The 23,489-nt window shown below is 68.2% G+C and carries 21 protein-coding genes and 2 pseudogenes; 8 read left to right on the top strand and 15 right to left on the bottom strand.

From position 1 onward, the window contains the following. Positions 1-24: 24 nt before the first annotated feature. A complete protein-coding gene (locus GCN81_RS13250; RefSeq protein ID WP_156724773.1) occupies positions 25-696 on the bottom strand; it encodes a hypothetical protein in 672 nt (223 codons plus the stop codon). A 111-nt stretch (positions 697-807) separates the two neighbouring features. On the opposite strand from GCN81_RS13250, the gene GCN81_RS13245 reads away from it, so the two are divergent. Beyond that, positions 808-1,485, top strand: a complete 678-nt coding sequence (locus GCN81_RS13245) for a Crp/Fnr family transcriptional regulator (RefSeq protein ID WP_156724772.1) — start codon at positions 808-810, stop codon at positions 1,483-1,485. 98 nt (positions 1,486-1,583) lie between these two features. Here the strand turns inward: GCN81_RS13245 and GCN81_RS13240 are convergent, their stop codons facing one another. Both GCN81_RS13240 and GCN81_RS13235 read right to left on the bottom strand, forming a co-directional pair. After that, entirely contained in the window at positions 1,584-2,060 is a 477-nt protein-coding gene (locus tag GCN81_RS13240; RefSeq protein ID WP_231626693.1) for a transposase, read from the bottom strand. Positions 2,061-2,424: 364 nt separating this feature from the next. Further along, positions 2,425-3,078, bottom strand: a pseudogene (locus GCN81_RS13235) (amino acid--tRNA ligase-related protein); the annotation flags it as partial. Between the two features lie 480 nt (positions 3,079-3,558). On the opposite strand from GCN81_RS13235, the pseudogene GCN81_RS32970 reads away from it, so the two are divergent. Next, positions 3,559-3,792: pseudogene (locus GCN81_RS32970) on the top strand (effector-associated constant component EACC1); the annotation flags it as partial. Positions 3,793-4,403: 611 nt separating this feature from the next. Here GCN81_RS32970 and GCN81_RS13230 read toward each other — a convergent pair. The 3 genes from GCN81_RS13230 to GCN81_RS13220 form a co-directional block, all read right to left on the bottom strand. After that, positions 4,404-4,946: a restriction endonuclease gene (locus GCN81_RS13230; RefSeq protein WP_156724770.1), complete on the bottom strand. Its 543-nt coding sequence runs from the start codon at positions 4,944-4,946 to the stop codon at positions 4,404-4,406. Next, a complete protein-coding gene (locus GCN81_RS13225) occupies positions 4,943-5,857 on the bottom strand; it encodes a hypothetical protein (RefSeq protein ID WP_156724769.1) in 915 nt (304 codons plus the stop codon). The genes GCN81_RS13230 and GCN81_RS13225 overlap by 4 nt, the downstream gene beginning before the upstream one ends. 219 nt (positions 5,858-6,076) lie before the next feature. Continuing rightward, complete coding sequence (locus GCN81_RS13220; protein ID WP_156724768.1) at positions 6,077-6,709, bottom strand: hypothetical protein; 633 nt, start codon at positions 6,707-6,709, stop codon at positions 6,077-6,079. Positions 6,710-7,069: 360 nt separating this feature from the next. Between GCN81_RS13220 and GCN81_RS13215 the strand changes: the two genes are divergently transcribed. Then, the gene (locus tag GCN81_RS13215) at positions 7,070-7,339 is read left to right on the top strand and encodes an IS3 family transposase (RefSeq protein ID WP_156724767.1); all 270 of its coding nucleotides are present in this window, start codon (positions 7,070-7,072) and stop codon (positions 7,337-7,339) included. 275 nt (positions 7,340-7,614) lie between these two features. Here the strand turns inward: GCN81_RS13215 and GCN81_RS32730 are convergent, their stop codons facing one another. The 3 genes from GCN81_RS32730 to GCN81_RS13210 form a co-directional block, all read right to left on the bottom strand. Further along, positions 7,615-7,818, bottom strand: coding sequence for a restriction endonuclease (locus tag GCN81_RS32730; RefSeq protein ID WP_231626831.1), 204 nt, complete (start codon positions 7,816-7,818; stop codon positions 7,615-7,617). Further along, a complete protein-coding gene (locus tag GCN81_RS32725) occupies positions 7,815-8,033 on the bottom strand; it encodes a restriction endonuclease (protein ID WP_231626832.1) in 219 nt (72 codons plus the stop codon). The genes GCN81_RS32730 and GCN81_RS32725 overlap by 4 nt, the downstream gene beginning before the upstream one ends. A 68-nt stretch (positions 8,034-8,101) precedes the next feature. Beyond that, positions 8,102-9,142, bottom strand: a complete 1,041-nt coding sequence (locus GCN81_RS13210) for a coiled-coil domain-containing protein (protein WP_197287617.1) — start codon at positions 9,140-9,142, stop codon at positions 8,102-8,104. 575 nt (positions 9,143-9,717) lie between these two features. On the opposite strand from GCN81_RS13210, the gene GCN81_RS13205 reads away from it, so the two are divergent. Continuing rightward, positions 9,718-10,635 (top strand): hypothetical protein, encoded by a 918-nt coding sequence (locus GCN81_RS13205; protein WP_156724766.1) that lies wholly within the window; start codon positions 9,718-9,720, stop codon positions 10,633-10,635. Continuing rightward, positions 10,632-11,384 (top strand): AbiTii domain-containing protein, encoded by a 753-nt coding sequence (locus tag GCN81_RS13200; protein ID WP_156724765.1) that lies wholly within the window; start codon positions 10,632-10,634, stop codon positions 11,382-11,384. The genes GCN81_RS13205 and GCN81_RS13200 overlap by 4 nt, the downstream gene beginning before the upstream one ends. A gap of 83 nt (positions 11,385-11,467) precedes the next feature. On the opposite strand, the gene GCN81_RS13195 is transcribed toward GCN81_RS13200, so the two are convergent. Together GCN81_RS13195 and GCN81_RS13190 are read right to left on the bottom strand one after the other, a co-directional pair. Then, entirely contained in the window at positions 11,468-11,650 is a 183-nt protein-coding gene (locus GCN81_RS13195) for a hypothetical protein (protein ID WP_156724764.1), read from the bottom strand. Continuing rightward, entirely contained in the window at positions 11,647-11,835 is a 189-nt protein-coding gene (locus tag GCN81_RS13190) for a hypothetical protein (protein ID WP_156724763.1), read from the bottom strand. The genes GCN81_RS13195 and GCN81_RS13190 overlap by 4 nt, the downstream gene beginning before the upstream one ends. A gap of 766 nt (positions 11,836-12,601) precedes the next feature. Here GCN81_RS13190 and GCN81_RS13185 point away from each other — a divergent pair. Both GCN81_RS13185 and GCN81_RS13180 read left to right on the top strand, forming a co-directional pair. Beyond that, a complete protein-coding gene (locus GCN81_RS13185; RefSeq protein WP_231626691.1) occupies positions 12,602-12,946 on the top strand; it encodes a PadR family transcriptional regulator in 345 nt (114 codons plus the stop codon). An 83-nt stretch (positions 12,947-13,029) separates the two neighbouring features. Next, positions 13,030-13,782 (top strand): HD domain-containing protein, encoded by a 753-nt coding sequence (locus GCN81_RS13180; RefSeq protein ID WP_231626708.1) that lies wholly within the window; start codon positions 13,030-13,032, stop codon positions 13,780-13,782. A 410-nt stretch (positions 13,783-14,192) separates the two neighbouring features. Here GCN81_RS13180 and GCN81_RS13175 read toward each other — a convergent pair whose 3' ends face one another. The 3 genes from GCN81_RS13175 to GCN81_RS13165 form a co-directional block, all read right to left on the bottom strand. Further along, on the bottom strand, positions 14,193-17,024 hold the full coding sequence (locus GCN81_RS13175; RefSeq protein WP_197287615.1) for a dsDNA nuclease domain-containing protein: 2,832 nt from the start codon (positions 17,022-17,024) through the stop codon (positions 14,193-14,195). Between the two features lie 140 nt (positions 17,025-17,164). Beyond that, on the bottom strand, positions 17,165-20,332 hold the full coding sequence (locus GCN81_RS13170) for a DEAD/DEAH box helicase (RefSeq protein ID WP_156724760.1): 3,168 nt from the start codon (positions 20,330-20,332) through the stop codon (positions 17,165-17,167). A gap of 314 nt (positions 20,333-20,646) precedes the next feature. Further along, complete coding sequence (locus tag GCN81_RS13165) at positions 20,647-20,874, bottom strand: 3'-5' exonuclease (RefSeq protein WP_267904582.1); 228 nt, start codon at positions 20,872-20,874, stop codon at positions 20,647-20,649. Between the two features lie 183 nt (positions 20,875-21,057). Between GCN81_RS13165 and GCN81_RS13160 the strand changes: the two genes are divergently transcribed. Beyond that, on the top strand, positions 21,058-22,017 hold the full coding sequence (locus GCN81_RS13160) for a 5'-nucleotidase (RefSeq protein WP_156724759.1): 960 nt from the start codon (positions 21,058-21,060) through the stop codon (positions 22,015-22,017). A 265-nt stretch (positions 22,018-22,282) separates the two neighbouring features. On the opposite strand, the gene GCN81_RS13155 is transcribed toward GCN81_RS13160, so the two are convergent. Continuing rightward, entirely contained in the window at positions 22,283-23,479 is a 1,197-nt protein-coding gene (locus GCN81_RS13155) for an endonuclease domain-containing protein (RefSeq protein ID WP_156724758.1), read from the bottom strand. Positions 23,480-23,489: the final 10 nt, after the last annotated feature.

Below are 23,489 nucleotides of genomic sequence, written 5' to 3'. Positions count from 1 at the left end.
CCAGGGCCGGTCGGGGTCGCGGCGTCAGCTCGACGGAACGGGAAAGCCACCGAAGCTCCGTTCACCGTTGTGGTCGTCGACCACGACCAGGAAGGCACCGCCGGACAGCCCGATCAGCATGTAGGAGGAGTTGTCCACTCTCCAGCGTCCGTTGGTCCACGCCAGGTGCAGGGGATACTGGGGCTCGCCTTTCCAGCCCAGCATCGCCTGTGCACCGCCCTGCCGTTCCCGGGCGTCACCGATCGTCACGTTCTCGACCTGGGCCCGGTTCTCGGGGGACCGTTGGTCGAACTCTCCCCGCATGAGGCCCGCACACGAGCGGTCGCTCGGTTGAGCTATCTCGCACCAGGCCTCGGCGTCGCCCGTGCGCTCGGCCTTCCGTAGCTGTTCAACCGTGTGCGAGGCCCCGGTCAGTCCCTTCTCGTTCACGACGGACGTATCGACCCCGTCGGCCGACGAAGTCTCGGAGCCGAGCAGGAGATATCCGCCGTACGTCAGGGTCACCGCCGCCGCCAGCACGGCTGACCGGACGGGATTCCGGCGGATATGCGTGACGGACACGCTTCCGGCGGCGATGATCGAGTCCCTGATCCGGGTGGTGTTTCCGCTTACGCTGACGGACCTGTTGCCGCTTCCGTCCCGCTGCGAGTGCCCCGTGCGGGTGCCGGGAGGAACTGGTCTCGGGTGATCGGACATGCGTTGCTCCTGAGCTCCTTCGTGCAAGTCCCCATAGGGAATCAGCCAGTTCCCCGCCACAACATTGCATCTGCTCTATAGGGGGCCGTATTCCTGGCAACCTCTGGCTCCGTGACGACCACGACGTTCTGGGAAGGTCTCAGCGAGGGCGAGCAAGGAGAACTGACCCGGATCGGTCGCACCAAGCGGTGGTACCAGCCGGGTCAGCACCTCTTCACGCAATCGATTCGCGGCGAGGAGGCCATCGTGCTCACCAGCGGCAGTTGCCGGGTCGTCGGCCACAACCGGGATGGCAGCGGCAGCTATCTGGGGGCGCGCACCAAGGGCGACATCGTCGGAGAGATGGCGATGCTCAGGTCGGAGAGCAGGACCGCGACGGTCGTCGCCCTGACTCCGGTGCGGGTACGCGTGCTCAGCAAAAGCGCATTCGCGTCGGCGCTGTCCCAGCACCCCGGAATCGCGCTCAATCTCCTCCGGATACTTGCCGACCGGCTGGAGGAAGCCGACGGTTTCCGGGCCGATCTGGCCGGAGCGGCGACCGCGGACGTCCGCCTCAGCCGGATGCTGCTACGGGTGGTGGCAGCAGAGGGCACAGCGACCCATGCGGGCATCGTGCTGGAGCGTGTCTCTCAGCGAGAGCTCGCCGACTGGTGCGGAATGAGTCTTGCGTCCGCCGGGCGCAGTCTCCGGAAGCTCCAGGAGCGGAGAATCCTCGACGAGGTCCGGAAGCGGGAGCGCATCGTCGTATGCGACATGCCCGCGCTGCGGGACCACGCGTTTCCGCCGTGACCGTCCGGCCGGGCGGCAGGCAGGGCGGTCCGCCCGGTGCACCGGGCGGACCGCCGGATCCTCTCGACCGTAACCGCCCCTCGACGAGTCCGGCGTCCTCACACTTCGACGCGAGCTTCTCGCTGCAGATCTGGTCGATCGTGTACATGCCGGCGCGTCAGCAGGCCGAGGGTGTCGACCACGACGTGCCGCTTCCGGCCGTTGACCAGCTTGCCGCCGTCGAAGCCACGGCTGTCGGAGCCGACGACGGCGTCCGCCTTGACGGACTGCGAGTCGATCACACCCGCACTCGGCTCCGTGTCGCGGCCCAGCCTCTCGCGGACCCTGGCGCGCAGCCGGTCGTGGAACTCCCTGACCAGGGCATGGTCGCGCCAGCGGCGGAAAAACGCGTAGACCCGGTCCCACGGCGGGAAGTCCACCGGCATCGCCCGCCACTTGATGCCATTGTCGACGAGGTAGCGGATCGCATCGAGTATCACCCGGTGGCAGTACACCTCCGGCTGCCCGCCCCGGCCGCGCATCCAGCCCGGCACAGGCAGCAGTGGCCGGACCACGGCCCATTCCACGTCCGTCATGTCCGAGGGATACCGCCGAACACGTTCCGGGTGATCGGCTGCGTTTCCGAACCGGCGAGCGACACAATCACACGTCGGTGCAGCCGAGTTGAACTCCACCGGCGCGAGCACGTACAACTGCGGCAACAGGGTCTCCTGGATCTCGGTTGGCTTCGCAACCCCGAGCTACCAAGAGGCCCTGCCTTCATGCCCGCAGCCGGCGGCAACCACCCGATCGAGCACCCCGTTCGACATGCAGCCCTCAAGATCGGAACGACAACAGCTACTCAGTCAATCTGAGAATTGCCGAGCGGTGGCACCCGCCCGCCGGCACGGGCCGTGGCCCTGCGCACCAGGTGTGCGCGGGGCCACGGCCTCCGGCCGGTCAGGGCAGGATGTTTGCGCCGTTGAAGCGCAGCAGCAGGGCGAGGTCACGGATGTCGTCGTGCTGGGTCGCCCAGAGCAGGAACCGCTCGACGCCGAGCCCGAAGCCGGAGGTTCGCATCGGGTGGCGCTCGTTCATGGTGACGTACCACTCGTAGGCGTCCTCGGGAACCTCGTGCAGGTCGAGGGCGCGGCGCAGGTCGGCGACGTCGGTGTGGCGCTCGCCCGCGCCGACCGTCTCGCCGACGCCGAACAGCAGGTCGGCGCTCAGCGCCTTGGTCGGGTCCTGCGGGTCGAAGGCCTGGTAGAAGGGCACGCTCAGGTGGTCGGGGTGGGTCAGCCAGACGTACCCGCCGAACTTGTCCATCAGGACACGCTCGCCCTCGCGGGTGAGGCTCCGGCAGCCGGGCTCCAGCTCCTTGACGGCTCCGGGCAGGTCCTTCAGGATCCCGTAGGCCTCCTCGAAGGCGATCCGGGGCAGCGGGCCGCTGCCGGCCAGCCCCTCCAGGTGCCGCACCGTCCCGGCCATCCCGGTCACAGCCTCGCGGCCGTGGGTGAGCAGGGCTCCGGCCAGGTGCCGCAGATAGGCCTCGACCACCTCCATCATGTCGTCGAGGCCGCCCGCTATCTCCGCCTCACTGTGGAAGAACTGGTGTCGCGGCTCTCTTGGAGGTGAGCAGTCCTTACGTGCTGACCAGAGAGTTGCTCAGTCTTGGAGAGCGGAGTTCGGTAGAAGTTACCGTTAGGTAGGGTTGAGGGTGGGCCTCTGTAGGTTGGTTTGACCTGCGGTTTGTACGATGGTTCCGGGGGTCTGCTCAGCAGGAGCGTTGGTTGCTCAGGGGTAACGGGCCGCCGGTAGTGGCGGTCGAGGGGCGCTGGTATGAAGGCGCGGAGTCGGCCCAGGGCCGTGGCGTGATTTCTCTTCGTCGGGCCTGCGCCGAACCAGGCGGGCCCGCCCCGTAGGGTGACTCCTCGTACCAGCCGGGGGTAGTCCTGGGCATTAGATGCGCGCAACAGGGGGAGTACGCGCTGCACGGCACCCAGGACACCGGGGCGACGGATGCTCAGATCAGGTTCGACTCGGCTACTGAACTCGACGATCACCTGGCGCTGATCGGGGGTCCGCGGTGAACGCGCCCCCCAGGGGCGCGTGCACGTCGTGCCCGTCACACCCGCGGAGAACGAGCTTGGTGCCGGTCTCGAACTGCTCACGGTGTCCCTCGCCGACGGTATCGCCACCGTCTTGGCCGGTTCCCTCGCCACTTGGTTGCAGAACAGCCGTACCCGACCAAGATCCGCATCTCCATTACCCGGGCCGACTGCACCCTGGAAGTCGAGACCGGTGACGCCTCTGAGGCCGAGGCGCTGATCCGGCTGGGTACGCCTGGGTGCTCGGCAGACGGGCAATGGCGAACGAGGCGCTCGGCCACCGGGCGCAGGCCCAGGCAGACCTCGACCGGGTCCCCGCTGCGCCCGAGGGGCGAGGCCAGGAAACCGTTTCAGTCGTCTTCCGGGACGGCGCGGGGGTGCCGGGCGCTGTCCAGGGCGGCCAGCGTGCTTATCGAGGTCGCTTCGCTGCCGCCGGTGAGTCCATGACCTCGGCAGCGCGGCGATGGTTCCCCCTCCCGCAGTCCGGGCCGTCGCCGCCACGTGCACAACCTTGCTCTCGCCGGGCGACCAGAACAGTCCCGAAGGACGCGGCCCTGACCCCCTGACCCGGCTGGCCCCGAGCAGAACGCTGTGGAAGCGCCCCAGACCTGTGAGTGCGTGACACCCGTCCCGGGCCGGATCGGCGGCGTCCACCCAGGGGGCTGCTCGGACGAGGGCAATGACGAGAAGCCCGCCACCTCAATTGATTGGCCGGAGCGACGGGGGCCTTTAGCGCAGTCTGAAACCAGAGGCTTCACGAGTACCAGGTGGAGAAACCCGCACTGAAGCCATCCGCGCCATACTTCCGCCGTCGCGGTTGCAGCCGGGTCTTCACGACACCCCGTAGATGGTGCCTGACACAGCCAGTTGCAGCCGCTTCTGTTTCAACAGCCGCACCAGATCGTCGGTGTCTGAGAGCTGTTCGATCTCGCTGCGGGTCACCACCAGAATCTCCCGCTTCTGCCCCAGGGCGCGAGCGAGGATCTGGTGCGCGGCACTGCGATCAACCGCCTCCCCAGTAATGCCGGCCGCGGCGACCAGGATTCCCAAGGGCCGGCCCCGTCCCTCCAGCTTCGAGCTGAAGAGTGTCACCTCCGCCGCCCCCACAGGCTTCGACCAGTTCTTGCACTCCACAAGAATGATCTTGTCGAACTGGCGCAGCCCCTTGGGATCACCCTCGTTCCAGAAGGCGATGTCGATCTCCTCAGATGAGAAGTAATCCAGCTGGTTGCGAACGGTCACACTGATTCCGGGGACGAGCTCGAAGAGATACGTGAGGAGATCCTCAAAGGCCTTGCCCCGTGCAGCGTTGCTGGCAGCCGTGTCGCCGGCGGTCAGGAACGCGGCGACACGGCCCCGGTCAATGGACGTCATGAGTACGCCCTGCCATGGACAGCACGGTTCCTCAGATCGCGCACGACCTCAGCGAAACTCGACGCCCGCATGCGTTCCAGCAGCGTCTCAAGCGAGATCGTCAGAACGGGAAAGGAAGGTACCCTCAGGGCCTCACGGAACTCGGCGTTCGTTGGCGGATCGAGGTAGACCAACAGGGCTGCGTTCATGCGGCTGCGCTGCAGCAGATGGAGAGTCTGCTCGACCGCGGAGCGTGACAGCGTGCGCTTCAGCTCGATGAGCAAAGGGTTGAGGGCGATGGCACCCAAGTCGTCCGACCACACCCCGAGATCGAGACGATCTCCGACCTTCGGGTCTGGATTTTCCACCGCCACCGCTCCACTGCCCTCCAGAGCGGCCTTCAGAACATCCACGGCCGTTCGCTCGAGACGCATGGGCTGCTCACGCAGCAGCTCCAGAAGCTCATTCACCTGCGTGCTGCCCAGCGCATGCTCTACTGCGGACGTCGCAGGCGTCACCCTGACAAGACGCCCCTCAGCCTGGGCAAGGGCGTAGGCGACTGCCTCGACGTCGTCCGGTCGAGCACGAATGGTGAGCAAACCATCGAGGTCGGGAGAAGTGTCCTGATCGGGATCGGCAATGACGATGACCCGCTTGCCCATCCCTACTGCGACTCCGGCCTCGAACAAGGTGCTCTGAGACTGATCAGGGTTACCCAGAACCACCAGCACCGTCTCCGCCTGCGCGATGGCCTGCCGCAGACTCTGGGCGATGCTTGCTCCCAGAGGCGCCACGTCGGAAAGAACATAAGGGTCCACACCGCGTCGCTTGAGCTCCCTCAGCAACGTGCGCAGATCTGTGGCAGCCGGCGCGGAGATGAACCAACGCGAGGTTGGCGCCGACGAATCCTCACGTGTCGCACCGTCATTCACCCGGGAACCCCATTCTCTACTCTGTGACGCGACACAGCCACGTTCCTGTACGCACCACGTGTCATTTCATCATGAAGACTCCCGTACCGGCCTTCTGGTGTTCGCCGTACCGGCCGGCCGTTGCCGCCTCGTCCACGTCCGTGGCGGCAACGGCTGTACGCAGTCCCTCTGGCGCCGGTTTGGGTGATCCGGCGAGTAGGCCGGGCGACAGCCCCCGGCCTACTCGCCCCGCTGGTTCAGCGGGATGGGGGCGTCGAAGACGTCGACGGCGAATTCCGAGGTTCCGCTGCCCTCGAAGTCGATGTCGTAGCGGCTGTGCAGCAGCGTGTGGATCCTCACCCACCGGCCCGTGGCCGTTGCATCCGCGGCCACCTGGAGCGCGCCGCGAACAGGACCGGCATCGCCGGCCTGCTGCTTACTCGTCCAGGTCCGCGCGAGCTTCACCCCTGTGGGGACAGCCCAGGTGCGCGGCTCGGCGCTGGCCGGCACGGAAACCTCGTCGTTGAGCAGCCGGATGACCCACCCGACGCCGCCATCGTGCTGACGCTCGTTCGACATGCGGATGCCGAGCCCGATTGTGTAGGCACACTCGAGGTACTCCTCGAGTTCCTCGTCGATCCGCCCGAAGAAAACAGCCTCGCGAACGACCTCGACCGGCCCGCACTCGGTGAAGGCCCCCATCACCGGTTCGCACTTGTCCTTGAGGTACTGCTGCGCGGCCATGCGCACCGGTTTGGGGGCCCGGTCCAGCACCTTTTCAAGGGCGCTGTCGTCGCGGTCGTACAGGAAGGAGTTGAGTGCACTGACCAGTTCCTTGGTCAGGTGGAGATCGCCGGCTCCCAGTGTGGTCACCGCCTCCAGCTCGTCCCCAGGCCTCCTCACAAGGGCGAACACCCTGCTTCGTCCAGGGCTCGTGTGCGCGATGAACGAATGAATCATTTTCTGTCTCACATCACATCTCAGGAGCGGTCCCCGGCACGAACACGCGCCTGAGCCGCAGAAGAACGAGGGAACCCTGCCAACCGACGTGTCGCACGAGCTACCGGCTCGTCCGCATGGGTCGGAGGTGAGTTGCTGTCAGACCCGGCGCTTCAGCCCGGGATCCGCATGGCTGTCGGCAGCCTACCCAGGCGGCATCAGCGGTGGCAACGACGCATCCGCCACCTTCAAGGCGCGGGCTGTCGGTGAGTCTGTGATGGTGACGTGCTTCGAATGGGGCCCTGTCGGTGCCTCGCCTGCCGGGCCCTGGAGGTCTCGCAGTCCTGGTTCTACAAGTGGATCAACCGTGCTCCCACCGCCCGCGAGCAGCGCCAGGAGCGGCTGGATGAGGAGATCAAGCGGCTGTTCGCCGCCTCGGGCAGCACCTACGGCTCGCCGGGGATCACCCGCGACCAGTGCGAGGCCGGCTGGAGCGTTTCCAAGAACACGGTGGCGGCGCGGAGGGCCGAGCTGGGGCTGTGCGGGCGGCGACCGAAACGGTGACGGAGCCTGACCCGGCCCGGGAAGCGGCCGGCGGCCCGGGACCTGGTCCGCCGTAACTTCATCGCCGTCGCACCCGACGTGCTGTCCACCGGTCGGCCGCCGCCCTGTGGGTCGCGGCCTCGCCAGCGGCCGATCTCGCTGTTTCCTCGGCTCGCCGCCGGGCCTGGATCATCGGCCAGTCGGGCCCGCCGCCGTACCCGTACGACATGCTCGTTCCTCTCGTGTCGGATTGTTGTCTCCAACAGCACACCGGCCCGAAAGGACACGACGGCGCTTTAGCTCAGATCGCGTGTCTGCCAGCCGGGCGGGGGTTTGGGCAGGCCGATCAGAGCGTCGATGCCGAGATGTTCCAGCAGCAGTGCTTTGAGATGTCGGCTGTCGATGAGCTCGACACGGTTGCGGGGCGCGAAGTCCCAGCTCGCCTTGCCGAACCACGCGGTGGTGACCACGATGCCCTTCGAAGCGCTCTTGTCGTTCACGATTCCCGCGACCGACCGACCGACCGCACCGTCTCGGCGGAGACCACGTTCTTCGTGCGCTTGGCCTGGATGATGCACAGTCCGCCGATGAGGGGTTCCTCGTTGACCGCGACAGCGTCGATGCCGTCATCCCGGGATGCTTGGGTGACCCACGACTTGAGCCCGATCTTCTCGAACAGTCGCCGGATGAGGTGCTCGAAGTCGATCAGGTCCATCGCGACGAGGTCGGGCCGGCTGTCGAGGCCGGCGATGACATCCCGCTCCGGGGCGATCTTGTACCGGGTCAGGTCGAACGTGACGACAGGAGGAACCGGCTCGAGGTCATAGGGGTGGGGTGCTGGGAGACGATCGCGTTCAGATGGTGCAGGCTTGCCACCGGGTCGAGTTCGGGCTCGTCCAGCACGAGTTCAGTGAAAGCCTCCCGGCTGACCCGCACACTGATCAGACACGGCTCGATCGCCCTGCCGGTGGCACGGTCTTTGGCGCGGACTTTCCCGTTAAAGGCAACTCCGTCTACGAGCGACGGCGGTGTCACGGCGAAGGCCTCGTCGATCGCCCGCAGCGCGAGTCTGGCCACCAGATCCCTGTACAACGCCTTGCACTCGTTCTCCTTCCGCGGCTGCGGGACCACGGCCGGGAGAGCGGAGGCCTTGAACCGGTACTGCGTGACCGGAGGAACCACCGCCTGGACCGGCAACTCGATCTCCACAACCAACTCGCGGGACTCCGGAGCGAACGCCGCCCGCCGGGCACCGCCGAGTCCTTCCGGATAGCCGATGGAGCCCAGCGCCTTCTCCACGCCGACCGCGAGCCCTTCCAGATCTCCTTCACCGAGCGCCTGCTCCACCTGCAGCCGCAGCCCGTGCAGCCCACCGGGGCGGGCACGCAGAACCGCAGTCAGCACCTCAAGCCGCTCTTCGCCCTCGGCCGTCCGGCCGGCAGACTCCCGGCGCAAACTCTCAGCGCTCTCCTGCTTCGCACGCCGTTCCGCCGCAGCCTTCTCGCGGACCTCAGCACGACGTTTCTGCTCGAGCTCCCTCGCCCGCGCCGCCTGACGTTTCTCAAGATCCCGCACGATCTGCTCGGCCCTGCGCGACTCGGCACTGTGCTGCGCCTGCTTCTCCTTCCGCGCCCGCATCCACGTCTGCGCCTGCTCGCGTTCCCGCCGCGCTTCCTGCTTGGCCCGCTCGGCAGCCTCACGCTCCGCGGCCCGCGCCTGACGCGCCAGCTCCGCCTCAGCCCGCCTCGCGGCTGCGGCCTTCGCCTTCTGACTGTCCCGGTACGCCTGCAGCAACTGCGCCGCCAAGGACTTCCTACGCGCCATTCGCCGCCCCCACCACAGGTCAAAACACCACAGCTGCCCCCGGCAGAGGCAGAGCAATCCCCGCGGGCGGGCCCATGGCCTGACTCGCTCGGAACATGACCGCTTTCCCTCGCCCCGACGGCGATACCGCCGAAGCCGCCAGCGAGTGCCCGGAACACAGCGGCGACGCCTTGATGCCGATGCCTGGGGACTCCGCCGGGCCTGGTGCACGGTATCCCCGGTGTCCTGTGCCAGACGCTCCGGCCCGGCACGTCACGAACTGCAGCCGGCCGGGCCTTGCTCCAGCCGACCGCGCCAGATCGGCGAACTGTCCTACGGCGGGCGAACAGCGGCTTGCCGGCACTCCGTACGGGGACACGGCAGGGAACAGATCACCGCTGTGACAACGCAGTGCTGTGCAGCAGAATCAACCGATCACAGTGTGACGAGGAAGGCCGCCCATGAGCTACCACGCGACATTCCTGCAGGCGGCTCAGGCAGGCCAAGGAGCTCTCATCCGCAGCTGGCTGGCCTCTCCCGCCCCGTCGGCAGACGCGCCCGTACCGGAGCCGGTCGCCCAGGTGGATGTGGCGGTCATGAACCTGGAGAACAGGCTGCACGAGGTGAAACTGGCGGCTGCCCCGCATGTCACGGCGGCGGCCGAGGACCTCTACACGGCAGCCCGGGCTGCCGCCGACACCCAATTCGACCTGCACATACACAATTACGGCAGCGCGCAGCGCCTGTGCGCTCTCGACGATGCAGCCTTCACCCGTCACACCGAAGCCGTCAGGCAGGCGCTGGAAGGCTTCGTCGCGGCGGCCTACCGGGAGGGAGCATCGGTGACGGCCACGGTTTCCGACCGGGCCAAGTCCGCGCGGGTAGCAGAAGCGGCCCCGGCGGACGCTGCCTGGCTGGTCCATCTCTCCCGGCGCATGCCGATGCGGCGCATCCCCGACTTCGTCACCGAGGGCGTCGACTCGGCCCTGGAGGCCTTGCAGCGCGACGTCATCGACTTCGTCGACCCGGAACTCGAAACGGCGCACCAGCATTTCACGGACGCCCTCGCCCGGTTCCTCGACGAGATTGGCGGGACGTTCACCCCCGACCATGACGCCGCATACACCGAAATCCCCCCGGAGTGGCGGCGCACCGCCCCCGAACGCTACGCCCAGACCCTGCGCGATCTCTCCCAGGCCCGCGATACCGTACTTGACCGCTACAAGGAGCTGATGAACACCATGAGCCGAAGAGGCCACCATCCCGCACCGCAACAACCCCAGCCAGGCCCTTCGGTCCAGGTCACCGCCGGCGACAACTCACCCGTCACGGTGAACGCCCCTCATGCGCACGCTTCCCACGGCGCCCACGCGAGTGCCGGCCAGCCAGCACCGGCAGACCCCGCCACGGCCCCACAAGCGCCGTGGTACCGCAGCGCCATCTTCTGGGGTGCCGTCAGCGCTCTGGGAACGGTAGCCGGTGCCGTCGTCGCCTATCTTGCGCTGGGTAGATGACCGAACCCACCCGCCAGAGGCCGCAGCCCGTGGAACAGTTGGAGCAAGGCGTCCTCGACGACACCGCCCCGCTTGCCGGACTGCTGCGCCTCGCGCTCGTCATCGGCGGCCACGCCGCCTCCCAGCCTCTGAAGCAATGGGCTCTCAACGAACTCAAGGGCTACGGAGGCAAACCCGCCTCCGGTGTTCCGGACTACCGGCGCCCGCGCGCGCCCATCCAGGCCGACTCGCACTCGCTGACCTGGCAACGCCATGGTGAAACCATCAGCGCCCTGAACCTCCCCGAGATCACACGGGGCAAGATCAACGAAGAAGTGACCATCACGTTCGGCATCGGTCAGCTGCAGAACCTGATCGACCGGACCCCTCCCGGCCAGGCAGTCCACCTCAGCCTTCCTGGCGCGGCCGAACTGCGCACGCTGATGAGCGTGATGGACCGCTACCGCAGCCGAGCCGTCGTCATCGACGACCTGTACTGGGCGGTCTCTCCCTCCGTTCTGCACGACATCCTCGACCAAGTCCGTACCCGCCTCACGCAGTTCGTCGCCGAACTGCGTTCCACGATGCCGGCCGGATCCGGCACGCCCACCCCGGAGCAGGTCCACAGGGCCGTTCAGAGCATCAGCATCATCACCGGCGACAACTCGCCTGTCACGCTCACCGCTCCGCTCGCCCACGCCGACCACGGCGCAACAGCCAGCACCGCAACCGGTGTACAACAGCGCTGGTGGCAGTGGCGACGACGCTGACCGCCTCCCCGCCTGCCGCAGGGGCCACCTTGATGACGGGCGCCACACCGCCCGGCCCCGCACCATCGAGGCTCCGGTGTTCGTCACGGATGCGAGCCCATCTTGACCTGCTCACCCCCGAGGTAGAGGTAGGCCAGGAACCGTGTGCGCTGCTTCGGGGCCGAGAAGGGCCGGCTCGACGCGGAGCCAGCCGCGGACGGCAGTCCTGCGGCGCTCGGCAGCCAGGCCGGGCCGCCCTGGCCAGCCCCAAGGGAAGTGCTGATCACAGCACGTCATCTTCCGAGGGGGCGTCGGTCAGGCCGAGTTCCGCGTCGGTGAAGGGCTCGCCCAGGTCGGGCATCGCGAAGAGGCCCGTGCCGGTGGCGGTCTCGACGAAGCGGACGAACCGGTCGACAGGCCGGTGGGCCTGTTCTCTCTCCAGCAGCGCCAGGGGCGCCGGAGGGTGATCCACTGCGCCCGTGTGCACGCGGGCAGGTGACGAAGTATGCGGTCGGCCCGAAGGGGGTTGCCCAGTTCGCGTAGCCGCTGCGGGGGCGGTGGCCGGGTTCGTTCCAGTCGGAGGCCAGGGACGGCTTGCCGAGGAGGACGAACTCGCCTCCGGGCCACCGGCAGGTGCAGGAGCCTTCGCACCGGCAGGTGCGGGTGCGGGCCAGTTCTTCGGCCTTCTCGGTCCGCGGTATGCCGGGGCCTTTGACCTCGATCCAGGTGCCGAGTTCGGGCAGCCAGAAGTCGGGGAGGTAGAGGGTGCCAGAGTCCAGGGTGAGCGTCTCGGGTTCGTACTCCCACCGGATGCCGTTGCCGTCGAGGGTGGCGGCCCAGTCAGCTTCGAGCCGGGAGCGGAACGTGGTGTCGCCGTAGCGGGTCGGGACGGCATCCATGGACGGGCCGGGGACGTCGGGCGTGCTGACCAAACCGGGCTCCTGTCCTGCTGCTGCGGCCGTGTCGATTATGCCGGTGACCCGCTGAGAGGCGGCGGGTGTACGCGCGCCTCGGCTCCCCGCGGCGGCGGCCCCTGAGCGCTGCTGCCCTCCGGCGTCCCAGGTGCGTGGCCTGGGACGGCTGTGGGCGCGGCTTGGCGGGGCCGCCCTCGGCCGGCCTGTGCTGTGTCAGTTCTGCTCCGCCTCGTCCAGCAGCCGGTGGACAGCCCGTACACACAGGGGCTCGCCAGGTGTCACTACTTCTAGGCAAGCCATATATGGGCTATGTAGAGTACGAGTATGGGTAGTTTGCGTATGACCCTGCAGACCCAACTGGTGCTGCGGGCTTTGCTGGAGGACCCCGCCAAAGAGCGCTACGGCCTGGAGCTGTGCGAGCTGGCGGGACTGCCGTCGGGCACGATCTATCCGATCCTCGCCCGCCTGGAACACGTCGGATGGGTGGAAAGCACCTGGGAAGACCCGGCCCTGCACGAGGGAGCCGGCCGGCCGCGCCGTCGCTTCTACCGGATCGCCGAGGACGGTGCCGAGCACGCGCGGGACGCCCTCGCGCGTGCCTACCGCGGCCGCAAACAGCCCCTACCGGGGTGGGCCGCCCGTCCGATCAACGGCGGGGGAGTGTCATGAGGGCCCGGCGCCGGTTAGCACCCCGACCGAACAAGCGCCGCTGCGCCCTCCCGTCCCTGGAGGGCCTCCTGGCCGTCGTGCGTATGCACCACCCGCACGCCGACACCTCGCTCATCCAGCACGCCCACGATGAGGCCGCCGTCTGGCACGCGGGCCAAACCCGCCGCAGCGGCGACCCGTTCCTCACCCACTGCCTCGCCGTCGCCGCTATCGTCGCCGACCTCGGCATGCCGCCACCTGTGATCTGCGCCGCCGTGCTGCACGACATCGACGACACCCCCTGCCCGGCGGGCCGCGTGACCGAGCACTTCGGGCAGGAGATCGCCGATCTGATCGCTGCCGTCCGCGCCGCCAGGATCGGCGCGATCCCACTCACGGCTCTCCACCTCCACACCGCAAGGCCGCCGACGCTCCAGCCGACGCGTGAGGAGGCCGTGCTGGCCATCCGCCTCGCCGACCGGCTGCACAACATGCGCACCATCGCGTTCGTCGCCCCGGCCAGGCGGTACCTCGTCGCCCGTGAAACCCGCGACGTCATCGCGCCGTTGGCGCGTGCGGCGGGCCTGGCCGACGTGAGCCGTGAACTGCACGACCTCTCCTCGGCCGCCCTCCAGCCCGCATCGACCCCATCCGCGGTCACCACGCGCATGCTGGCCATGCTCACCCTGCTGCTTCCCACCCGGCAGCGCGCGCGGTGGCGCGAGGAATGGCACGCGGAACTGGCCGCTCTGCCCACCCGCCGCACCCGCACCCGCTTCACGCTCCGAGTCCTGCTCAGCACACCCAGGCTGTCCTGGACACTGCGCCGCGCGGCCTTCCGGGAACGTCGATGGTGAGCACCGCGGCCCGGATCGGCGGCGTGCTGGGTGCGGCGGCCGCTTTCGCGATGGCCATGGTCCGTGGCGGCCTGTCCGCCTGGACGGCTGGAGCGCTCACGGCAGGCGCTCTTGTCCTGGTCGCGGTCGTCCTGTTCACCCCCAGCGAGACACCAGCCCGCCGACTCGGTCAGCTCATCCAGGCATGGCGCATTCATTCCCACCGAAGCTCCCATCCGGCCCGAGCCCGTGCAGCCCTCCGCGTCTCCGTCCCCTCCTGCCCAAGACGGCAGATGACAGCGCCCCCAGTCCTGCGAGATGCGAGCGGCTGGTCAACACACTCGTCTCCCCTCCCGGGCACGCTCTGGTCTCTGGCCCATCGGCCATCGTGATCTTGACCAGGACGCGGAGGCCGCGGAGCTGCTGCGCGCTCAGTAGCCGACTGAGAGCTCGTCGGTGATCTGCCGACCGCGCGGGTCTCCCAGATCGTCCAGCGCCTGGGCGGCGGCAATGCACCAGTCGAGCCAGTCCGGATCACCCCGGTAGTCCTCGATCACTGTGTGCAGCGAGTGAACGGCCGCTTCAGGGTCCAGGGTTGCGAGCCGCCTCGCCGCGTCGAGGCGGTCGTCGAAATGGAGGTCCGCCGCTTCGGCGAGGTACTCCAGGGCGCGGCAGGCGCGCTCGTCGCCGGAAGACAGGAGTACTTCAGCGGCCCGTACCCGGACGGAGCCGTACAGGTCGGGATCGTGGACGAGCCGGTAGCAGGCCTCTTCCCCCCGCGGCCGGTCCAGCTCCAGCAGCCGCCTGGCAGCGAGGAGACGGTCGCTGAAGTCCGGGCTGTGAGGGTCCTCGTTGAACTCATCGTCCAGACCTTGATCGTCCGCCAGCATCTCCAACGCGGTCGTGCCCCGCTGCAGGTCCAGTTCCGCCAGCACGGCCGCTGCCCAGACACGCGGGGTGGCCTCGCCAACGGGATCCGCGCACGCTGTTGCCATCGCCTGCGCGGCCGCCTGGACCAGTGGTTTCCACTGATCGGCGAGCACGGTGCCCAGCGACAGCAGGGTGGCGATCAGCACGCACCCGCGGAGATTGCCGGGCACCGCCAGGTCCTTCAGAGCAGTGGCGGGATCGGCGGGCGAGGCGGTTCCGGGGTCGATGAGGAACCCGATGTAGGAGGCGGTGTCCAGCGGCGCACCCCACGGGTTTGTTCCTCCATCTTCCTTCCAGGGGCCGAGCAGCCGGTCGAGCTCACGGGCATGGGAAGAGGGGGCGCGGGCGAGGTGGCGTGCAGCGCAGTACTCCTGAAGGGTCCGGTGGAGGAAGGCGAAACCGTCCCCGGTACGGGTGAGTAGCCCGCTGCGCCCAAGGACCGAGGACACGAAGCCGTTCCAGTCGTCCTCCGGAACGGCACGGGGACGCCGGGCGCCGTCCAGGGCGGCCAGCGCGTCGGCCCAGGACGCTTCGCTGTCACTGTGACGGCCGAACGCCAGGCTGTCGATCGTCTCCGGCAGCTGATCGAGCAGGTCATGGGCCCGCGACATGGCCGTGGGGCCGAAACGCGCAAGAGCAGCCTCGGCCTGGCTCCGGACGCCCGACTGGTTCCTGCCGCTCATACGGCGGTGCAGCAGGTCGGTGAACCTCGCGTACAGAGCCCCGCGGGTGTCCGGCAGCGACTGCCCGGGACCTGCGGCATACAGCTGGCACAACATCGTCGCCATGAGCGGAGTGCGGGCGAAATCGGTGAGGTAGGCGTCGTCCAGCACACGGACGAACCGGCGTGCCGCGTTCCGGGAGTCGGGGACACCCAAGCCGTCCAGGATGCGCCGGGCCGCCTCGGATAGTTCGCTGCGGGAGAAGGGCATCACCTGGTAGCGGGGCACGCCAGGGCCCAGGACGCGCAGTTCCTTCTCGGGAAGCGGCCGGCTGGCCACGACGAACCGGTACAGGGGGTCGGGCTCGGCGGCGAAGTTCGTCAGGGTGCGCAGGAGGTTCTGCCTGTCGTCCCGGTCGGTGATCTCATCGAGTCCGTCGACCAGCACGATCCAGCAGGCCCCCGGGGCAGGCCTGTTGAGAAAGAGCTCGTCGGACAGCGTCCGCTGCAGTGCGAAAGCGGCCAGCTGGCTGGTTGCCGCTGCCGCCAGAGCGCTCGGCAGGGGAGAGCCGAGCAGCGCCGTGGCCGGCACCGTCACCCCCAGCAGCCCTCGGCCCCCGGGGGCCGGCCAGCGCTCGGCCGTACCGGCTTGCACAGCGCGCAGGAGGCTGGACTTCCCGCCGCCCGGGCCGGCAAGTACCAGACACACGGGTGCGCGACCCGGGAGCGCTGCGGCGTCTGCAACATCGCCGGGAGACCGGTCCGCCGCACGGCCGCTCGGCTGCCCGCTCTCAGGTGTGATCCGGTGCAGGCGCTGCGGCACGTAGACAGAACTCAGCGAGGGCATGGACAGTGACTCGGCCCCGGGGTAGGGATGCATTTGTGCTGCACGCCGGCTCGCGCGCACGTAGTCGGCCAGGTCCGGGCGGTCCAGACGCAGCGCGACGTCGCGGAGTTTCTGCGGCGTCAGGCGCTTGCGCAGAACCCTCTCCGGGACATCGAGCCGTGTCACCAGCGCCTGCCAACGCGGCCCCAGGCGCCCGTCCATCGCGAGCCTGACCCGGTTGAGGAGATCCGCGTGTAAAGCCTCGGCTTCCCCGACCCGAAGATGCGGGGCCAGATCGAAGAGCGCATCGCGATTGCGGCGCTCCAGCTCGTACCGGTCCGGCAACTCCTCGATACGAACCAGCCGCAGGAACCCCGCAGTCTCGGCAGCGTCCGCACCGAGGTACCTGGCGATCCTGTCCAGCCGCTCCGCGCTGTCACCTCCCCGCCCCTGCGCGACGGCGCGCACATCAGCGTCGGAGCTCAGCACACCCTCCACGCCGACCGTCAGAATGTACGTGAGGTCCTGGTGCTCTCTCAAGACCCGATGGGTGCGCAGAAGGCTCGCCAGAGCCTTGCTCCTGAGCACGCCGGACAAGGTCCAATTCTTCTGCCCCTCACGGGACTTGATCTGCTGGAAGTCCCACAGCGCCACTCCGCCCCGCACCGTGCCGTCGGTCCGGGCGACCAGGACATCCTCGAAATGCTCACACGTCACATGGAGCACTCCGCCACCCGCCAGCATCTCCACCACCGCGCGGAGGGCGGCCTGCGCCTGATAGGCGAAGCGCTCCCCGGTCGCCGAACCCGTGTCGTCGGGCGCCGGAAGACGGCCCGGATCCTGCATCCCCGACATCCCCCCTGTGGGCCGGTCCCTGGCACAGCAGCATAGTGACAACGTGTCATGCGGACTGCTGGCCGGCGCCGGGCACCGGCTGGAGGAAATACCGGTGACCGGACCGATGCCTGCACCCGGCGGGGTCCGTGCTACGGGCTGCAGTACACGGTGAAGGTGCCCTTGGTGAGCGCCTTGACGTAGGAATGGGCGCCGGCGAGGAGGTGCTGCTGCTCGCTGCTGCACCCGGCTGCCGAGAGCCCGGGCTGGGCGATGACGGTGTTGATGTGGGGCCGCAGTTGGGGTGCGCGTTCGCGGATGCGGTACAGCTCGTCGATGCTGCCGAGCAGGTAGGGGCTCTTGCCGGGATGGCGGGCGGCCCATTTGGCGGCGCGATTGTACAGGGTGCGCAGCAGTGCTTCGATGCCGTACTCGCGCCACTTGGCGCCGCGGGCGGCCTGGCCGCACACCTCGTACAGGTCGATGACGCGGTGGCCGGGAGCCGGTTCGTGGGAGTACTTGCAGTGCACGAGGGTGATGGTGATGTCCTTGTCGTCGGCGGTGATGCCGACGAGATCGGCCACTTCGTTCGAGCCGTCGTCGTCGATCAGGATGTCGAAGTGCTGCTGCTCGCTCAGGTAGCGGTACATGTAGTACTGCACGGTGTGCGGTAGCCGCTCGGGGTCCATGGACTCGGCCTGGATGTTCACCCCGTCCCACTCCAGTGGCGCCAGCAGGGACAGGTCGAAGGGCGGCAGGTCGGTACGGGGCGCGTGCAGGCGGTCGTCGGGGGTCAGGATGCGGTCGCCGGCGAAGTACAGGTACGGCTTGTGCTGGTTGATCCAGTCGGCGGCGGGCAGCGCGGCGCGCTGGACGGTCACCAGGGCGTCGTCGCCGACGGGGGAGTAGACCAGGCCCTGGTCGGTGAACTCGGCGCTGTAGGGGAGCTCCCAGGAGGGGGAGACGAACGAGAAGCGGACCGGCCCCTCGGGGGCGAAGTCGTCGACGCGGTAGCCGATGTCGGTGACGGTGTGGGAACGCCCGTTGAAGGCGAAGGGCGGGCCCTCGCCCAGGCCGGCGCGCCACTGCCAGGGCCATTCCAGGCCGAGCAGGGGGAATGGGGGACGCGTGGTCTGCTCGACGGGGATGATGAAGCCCGCCATCACGTTCTCGAGGTCCACACGGGAGTCGAGGATCTTGGTGCCCTGCTCGTCGCACCACCGCATCCACGCCAGCAGACTGGGGGCGGTGCGCGGCGACCAGAAGCGGCCCGAGAGGGCCGCGCAGACGCTGACCTTGGTGCCGTCGTCGATGCCCGAGGCGATGATGTGGGTCTGGCTGCGGTTCTTGCGGGCGGCCGCGTCCAGCGCCTCGAAGACGTCGCTGCCCACCAGCAGCGAGAAGCGGTTGAAGTGGTCACGGGAGTCCAGCAGACCGATGTTGGTGGCCACCACCCGCTCGAGACCGGCGAACACCCGGAATGTGTCGAGCCCTTTGACGGGCCGACTGCCCTCGCCCAGCACAGCCCTGGCCAACTCCGCGTAGTCGCCCCTCTTGTGGGAGCCGTAGACATACAACAACCGCCGCTCGTCGTCGAAGTACATGACGACCAGCTCGTAGAGCACCTGCTCCAAAAACTGCGGGGCACCCCAGTCGACCAGGGTGCGGTGCTCCACGACGAACCAGGCGACGCGGCCGTCGCCGCCGGTGGCGACGGCCTGCCCGAGCACCCGGCCCTCGCCATAGCGGCCGACGGCCGCCTGCGGGTCCCACTCGCCTGACGGGGCGCGGTGCAGCACGGCGCTCATCTTCGGTTCCAGGACGCTGACGGCCATGCCGTCGGGGATGTTGGTGAAGGAGGTGCCGAACTCGCTGAGTTCTTCGCCGCGGGCCGTGCTCTGCTCGGTGATGTCCTGCAGGAGCAGGTTCCAGTCCGCGTCCTCCTTCAGTAGATCGCGCATGGGCGACAGGGCGGCGGCGGGGTCCCGGGCCACGAACACCGATGCGGTGCCGATCGGGCTGGAGGCGGTCGAAGCGCTGCGGGTGAACCGGCCGATGAACTGGATCATCGGGCTGAGGCTCTTGCGCACGTCGTGCACCGCCGCGACCTTCAGCTGGGGCATGTCGAAGCCCTCGCCGAGCATGTTCACGCACACCACGATGCGGCAGCTGCGCCTGTCCATACCTGCCAGGGCCTTCTTGCGGGCGGTCGCCGCCAGCCCGTCGTGCAGCGCCACCGGCTCCAGGTCGGGGGCCAGTTCCTGGTACAGCTCGCAGATCTCCCGCGCCCGCCTGACGGCGTTGACCCGGGCCATCAGCAGGTGGTCCAGCCCGGCCGCCAGGTCGTCGCGCAGCCGCTGCACCGCCAGTTCGGCGATCTTGCGGTCGTTGTCCTCCAGGCTCAGCACCGCCCGGTAATCGATGCGGGTGAAGTACTCCTGGGCCTGGGCCTGGCGCAGCGGGTAGCGGAAAATGGTCCGTCCGGGAATCTTCTGGCCGTCCTCCCTGAACGGGGTCGCGGTGAACAGCAGCACCTTCCGGTCCTCGAACTGCCGGATCACGCTCGTCCAGGTCGAGGCCGGCGCGTGGTGCGCCTCGTCGACGATCAGATGGCTGAACTCGGACAGCAGCGCGTCCCGAGCCTCCTGCGTACAGTGGTGCAGGACGTGCGGCGTGGTCACCACGACGTTGCAGGCCGCGGCAAACGCCTTCGCTTCGGCGACGTCGGTGAACCGGCGCGTCACCCGGCCCACGCACGGCCGCAGCGCATCACGGGAGACGACCTCCTGCCGCTGCAGGATGCCCAGCGACTCGAACTTCGCCGCGATCTGTTCGCGCAGCGCGATGCTGGGCACCAGCACGAGCAGCCGCTCGGGACGGCAGGCCACCAGCAGGGCCAGCATGGTCTCCGTCTTGCCCGTGCCGGTCGGCATGACCACGAGACCCGGTTCGGGCAACTGCGAGTACCAGTACCCGATCACCGAGTGCAGGGCCCCGGCCTGCGGCGGTCTCAACCCGTGCTCACGTACCACGTCGTGTAGTTCGATCGCGTCCGCATACGACGCCAGCACCGTCTGCGGGGCAGAAAGCTGTCTCGGCCCCTTCCACTCCACGGTCTCGCCAGGGTCGTCGGGCAACTGCGGGTTCAGTACCGCCGCTTCATCGCCGACGATGTCCCACCGCCCGTAGACGTTGTGCACGAACCGGCAGTCGGTGTCCTCGCTGACCTGCAGGGCCCCGGCCGGCACGAGAAGCTGGCTGACTGTGTTGCCCGCCCAGCGCTGGGGAGCCGCCCACACCTGCTCAGTCCGCAATTCCATCGCCCGCCGCTCCTCGTGCCAGTGCCGCTGCGAGGCCGGATGCGGACCCGCGCGGCGGTGGTACCCCTGAGGGCTGCGGGGGGCTGAGAGGGAAATGCCGTACGCACGCGCAGGAGCTGATTCATGGTCCTCATATGACAGCAGATATGCAGATCAAACCCAGAAAATGATCAAAATTGGTTTCTGATTACGCCGATCCGCACACAACCAGTCACCAGAGCGGCCGTATCCGAGCACGTATCGTCCCTTGAGACATGCGAGCCGCTGTGGCCTGCGGACCAGCGGCACCATTGGATGCGAGGCCCTTTGACCGATCAGCCCGTGGCCGGGAGCGGCGGGGTGAGGGGAAGAGCGTCGGACGGGCGGACGAAGACGACGGTGTGGCGGGCACGTGTGATCGCGACCCGGAGCAGCCGTCGTGCCTCATCCGTGCGTTTCGCGTCCCATTGCGCGTTGAGGAGTTTCGAGCTGTAGATGCCCTCGACGATGACGCCGCCGTCGAACTCCTTACCCTCGGAGCGGTGCATGCTCATCAGGCTCACGTCTGCAGATTCCTCCTGTGGAGCTCACCTACTGGGGTGGACGGGGGCCGGGCTCTTGGCTGCGTCTTCGGTAGATCCCGGCCAACAGCGCTTCCGGACTGCTCGGGGCATGCGTGACGGGCCCGGCGACGAGGCTGGTGCGATGATTGAGAGCGTAAGAACGGGCTGACCAAAGGGGTTGCTGTGGCCGCCTACGAACTGGCGGACCGGCTTGTCGTCGGTATCGCCTCCAGCGCGCTGTTCGACCTCGCAGAGTCGGACGCCGTCTTCCGGGAACAGGGCGAGGAGAGCTATCGCGCCTACCAGGAAGAGCATCTCGCCGACACGCTCCGCCCCGGCGTTGCCTTCCCGTTCATCCGCCGACTGCTGTCACTGAACGACCTGAGCGAGGAAAGTGACCCCTTGGTCGAGGTCATCGTTCTGTCTCGGAACGACCCCGATACCGGGCTTCGCGTCATGCGGTCGATAGAGGCCCATGCGCTGCCGATAAGCCGGGCCATCTTCATGCAGGGCCGCTCGCCCTACAAATTCATGCCAGCCCTCAACATGTCGCTGTTCTTGTCAGCGAACGACAGCGACGTACGCGAGGCCGTCTCACAGGGACTGCCAGCAGGACACGTTCTGGGTGAGCCGTACGAGGATGACACTAGCGATCACGACCTGCGTATCTCCTTCGACTTCGACGGCGTCCTTGCCACCGACGCGTCGGAGCAGGTGTACCAGACGGGAGGCATCGACGGGTTCCGCGCCCACGAGGTGCTGAACGCCGCGGTTCCGCACGATGCGGGACCACTGAAAGACTTTCTTGCCAGCATCAACCGCATCCAGCGAAGGGAGGAGGAGGAACGGCAGAAGGCCGCCGAATATCGGATCCGTCTCCACGTGTCACTCGTCACCGCACGCAATGCCCCCGCGCACGAGCGGGCAGTGATGAGCCTGAAGCGATGGGGGGTGACAGTCAACGATGCCTTCTTCCTCGGAGGCATCGACAAGGGCGAGATCATGAAGGTCCTCAAGCCGCACATATTCTTCGACGACCAGGAAAGCCATCTGGCCAGCACGTCGCGGACCACCCCTAGCGTTCACGTCCCCTTCGGGAAGATCAACGAGCCGAGTGTTCTCGAGGACCGGCCGAAGTTCTGACATCGCCCACCAGCGCCGCAACATCGGGCGTTCCGCGTCCGGGAAGCGGCAAAGGTGTGAGCGGCGGTCATGCAGACAGCTGGTAAGGCTCATGCCGTCACCCCCGGACGGGTTACCGCCGGGGGAGTGTGGAGGCCGTGGCGTGTCTCGTTTCGTTGATGTACGGCAGAAGGCGGCGCCTGCGCTGCCTTCTGCCGGGCTCCCGGCCCACGGGCGAACTCGGGGAGAGAAGTTCAGGAACAGAAACGATAGAGGAGACGGGCCGTCAGGCGGTGCCCTGGCCGGGGGTGTCGGCATCGGCCTCCAGAGTCTTGTCGACGAACTCCTGTACCAGCTGCCTGACCTGTGCGGCCGGCACGACCTGCTCCCACTGGGGTGCAAACGCGCATTGCCAGCAGCGCATCCGGAAACGGATCGATCCGTCTTCCTGAACCGAACCCCACGCGGAGTGGGGCTGCTTCGCGCACGGGCCGTGAGGGTCGGGCACGAACGTCTGCAGCACGATGTCGGACTGATGGCGCGGCGGCACGGTCCTGTTGCGGCGGCAGCCGTCGCACAAGAGAAGGTGGCGGACTGCGCCCGGCCGGTGGATGAACCGGTGGCCGCCGCCTTCGTAGGTGTTGCAGCTGGCGCACACCGGCCCGCGCACGAATCCGTGCGTGTGGCAGTGGTCCCAGTACACGGCCTGTCGCGGACTGGGGCACATCCGGCACAGGAACGCCTCCGGCTGCGAGTTCTTCGGCAGCGACGCGTACAGCCTGCCGCGCAGGTGGTTCTTGTAGGGGCGGGCGACGGCGTCGGCGCACGCGGGGCACAGGGTGGTGTAGCCGCTGTTGCTGGGCGTGCGCCACTTCCAGACGTCTCCGGTGGCGTTGCAGCGGCTGCATCGGGCGGCCTGTTCGACGCACTCGGCGGCGATCTGGTCCGCCCGGTCGAGGAGGGCGGCGTAGGCGCGCGGGACCATCCAGGTGGTGCCGGACCACGTCAGCAGCGGCAGGGGGCTGGTGCACGCGATGGGCGACCGGCCGTAGCGTTCCTTGACCTGCTCGAAGGTCGCTCCGCACCCCAGCCCGTAGCGGTTGGGCCGGGTGCCGCTGCACGGCTGCTGTCCTTCGCAGCGGCAGCCGTTGGCGCTCTGGTCCTGGTAGGAGATGTGCTCGAACCAGCGGTGGATCTGTGAGCGCCACGTCCGGTCGTGCTCAGGCGCGAGACGGGCATCGACCAGGTCGTCGGGGTCGAAGGGGAGCGAGGCGAGCCGGTTGCCGGCCGCGCGGATGTCCCGGTCATCCAGCCGCCACCGGCCCTTGTGCTTGTAGCCGCGAACGGCGGTGTCTCCGATGAGGACGTGGTTGCTGATCTGGAAGGTGTAGCGGGACAGCGAGGCCGGCGCTGCGGGAACGGGGCAGCCCTCGGTGAGTTCCGCCAGCAACTGGCTGGCGTACTCCGGACTGATCGATGCCATGGGTGTGTCT

Origin of the sequence: Streptomyces apocyni (genome assembly GCF_009739465.1) — a bacterium.
GTDB lineage: Bacteria > Actinomycetota > Actinomycetes > Streptomycetales > Streptomycetaceae > Streptomyces > Streptomyces apocyni.
The sequence above is the reverse complement of the archived record's forward strand: the minus strand, read 5'-3'. Positions and strand labels throughout refer to the sequence as shown.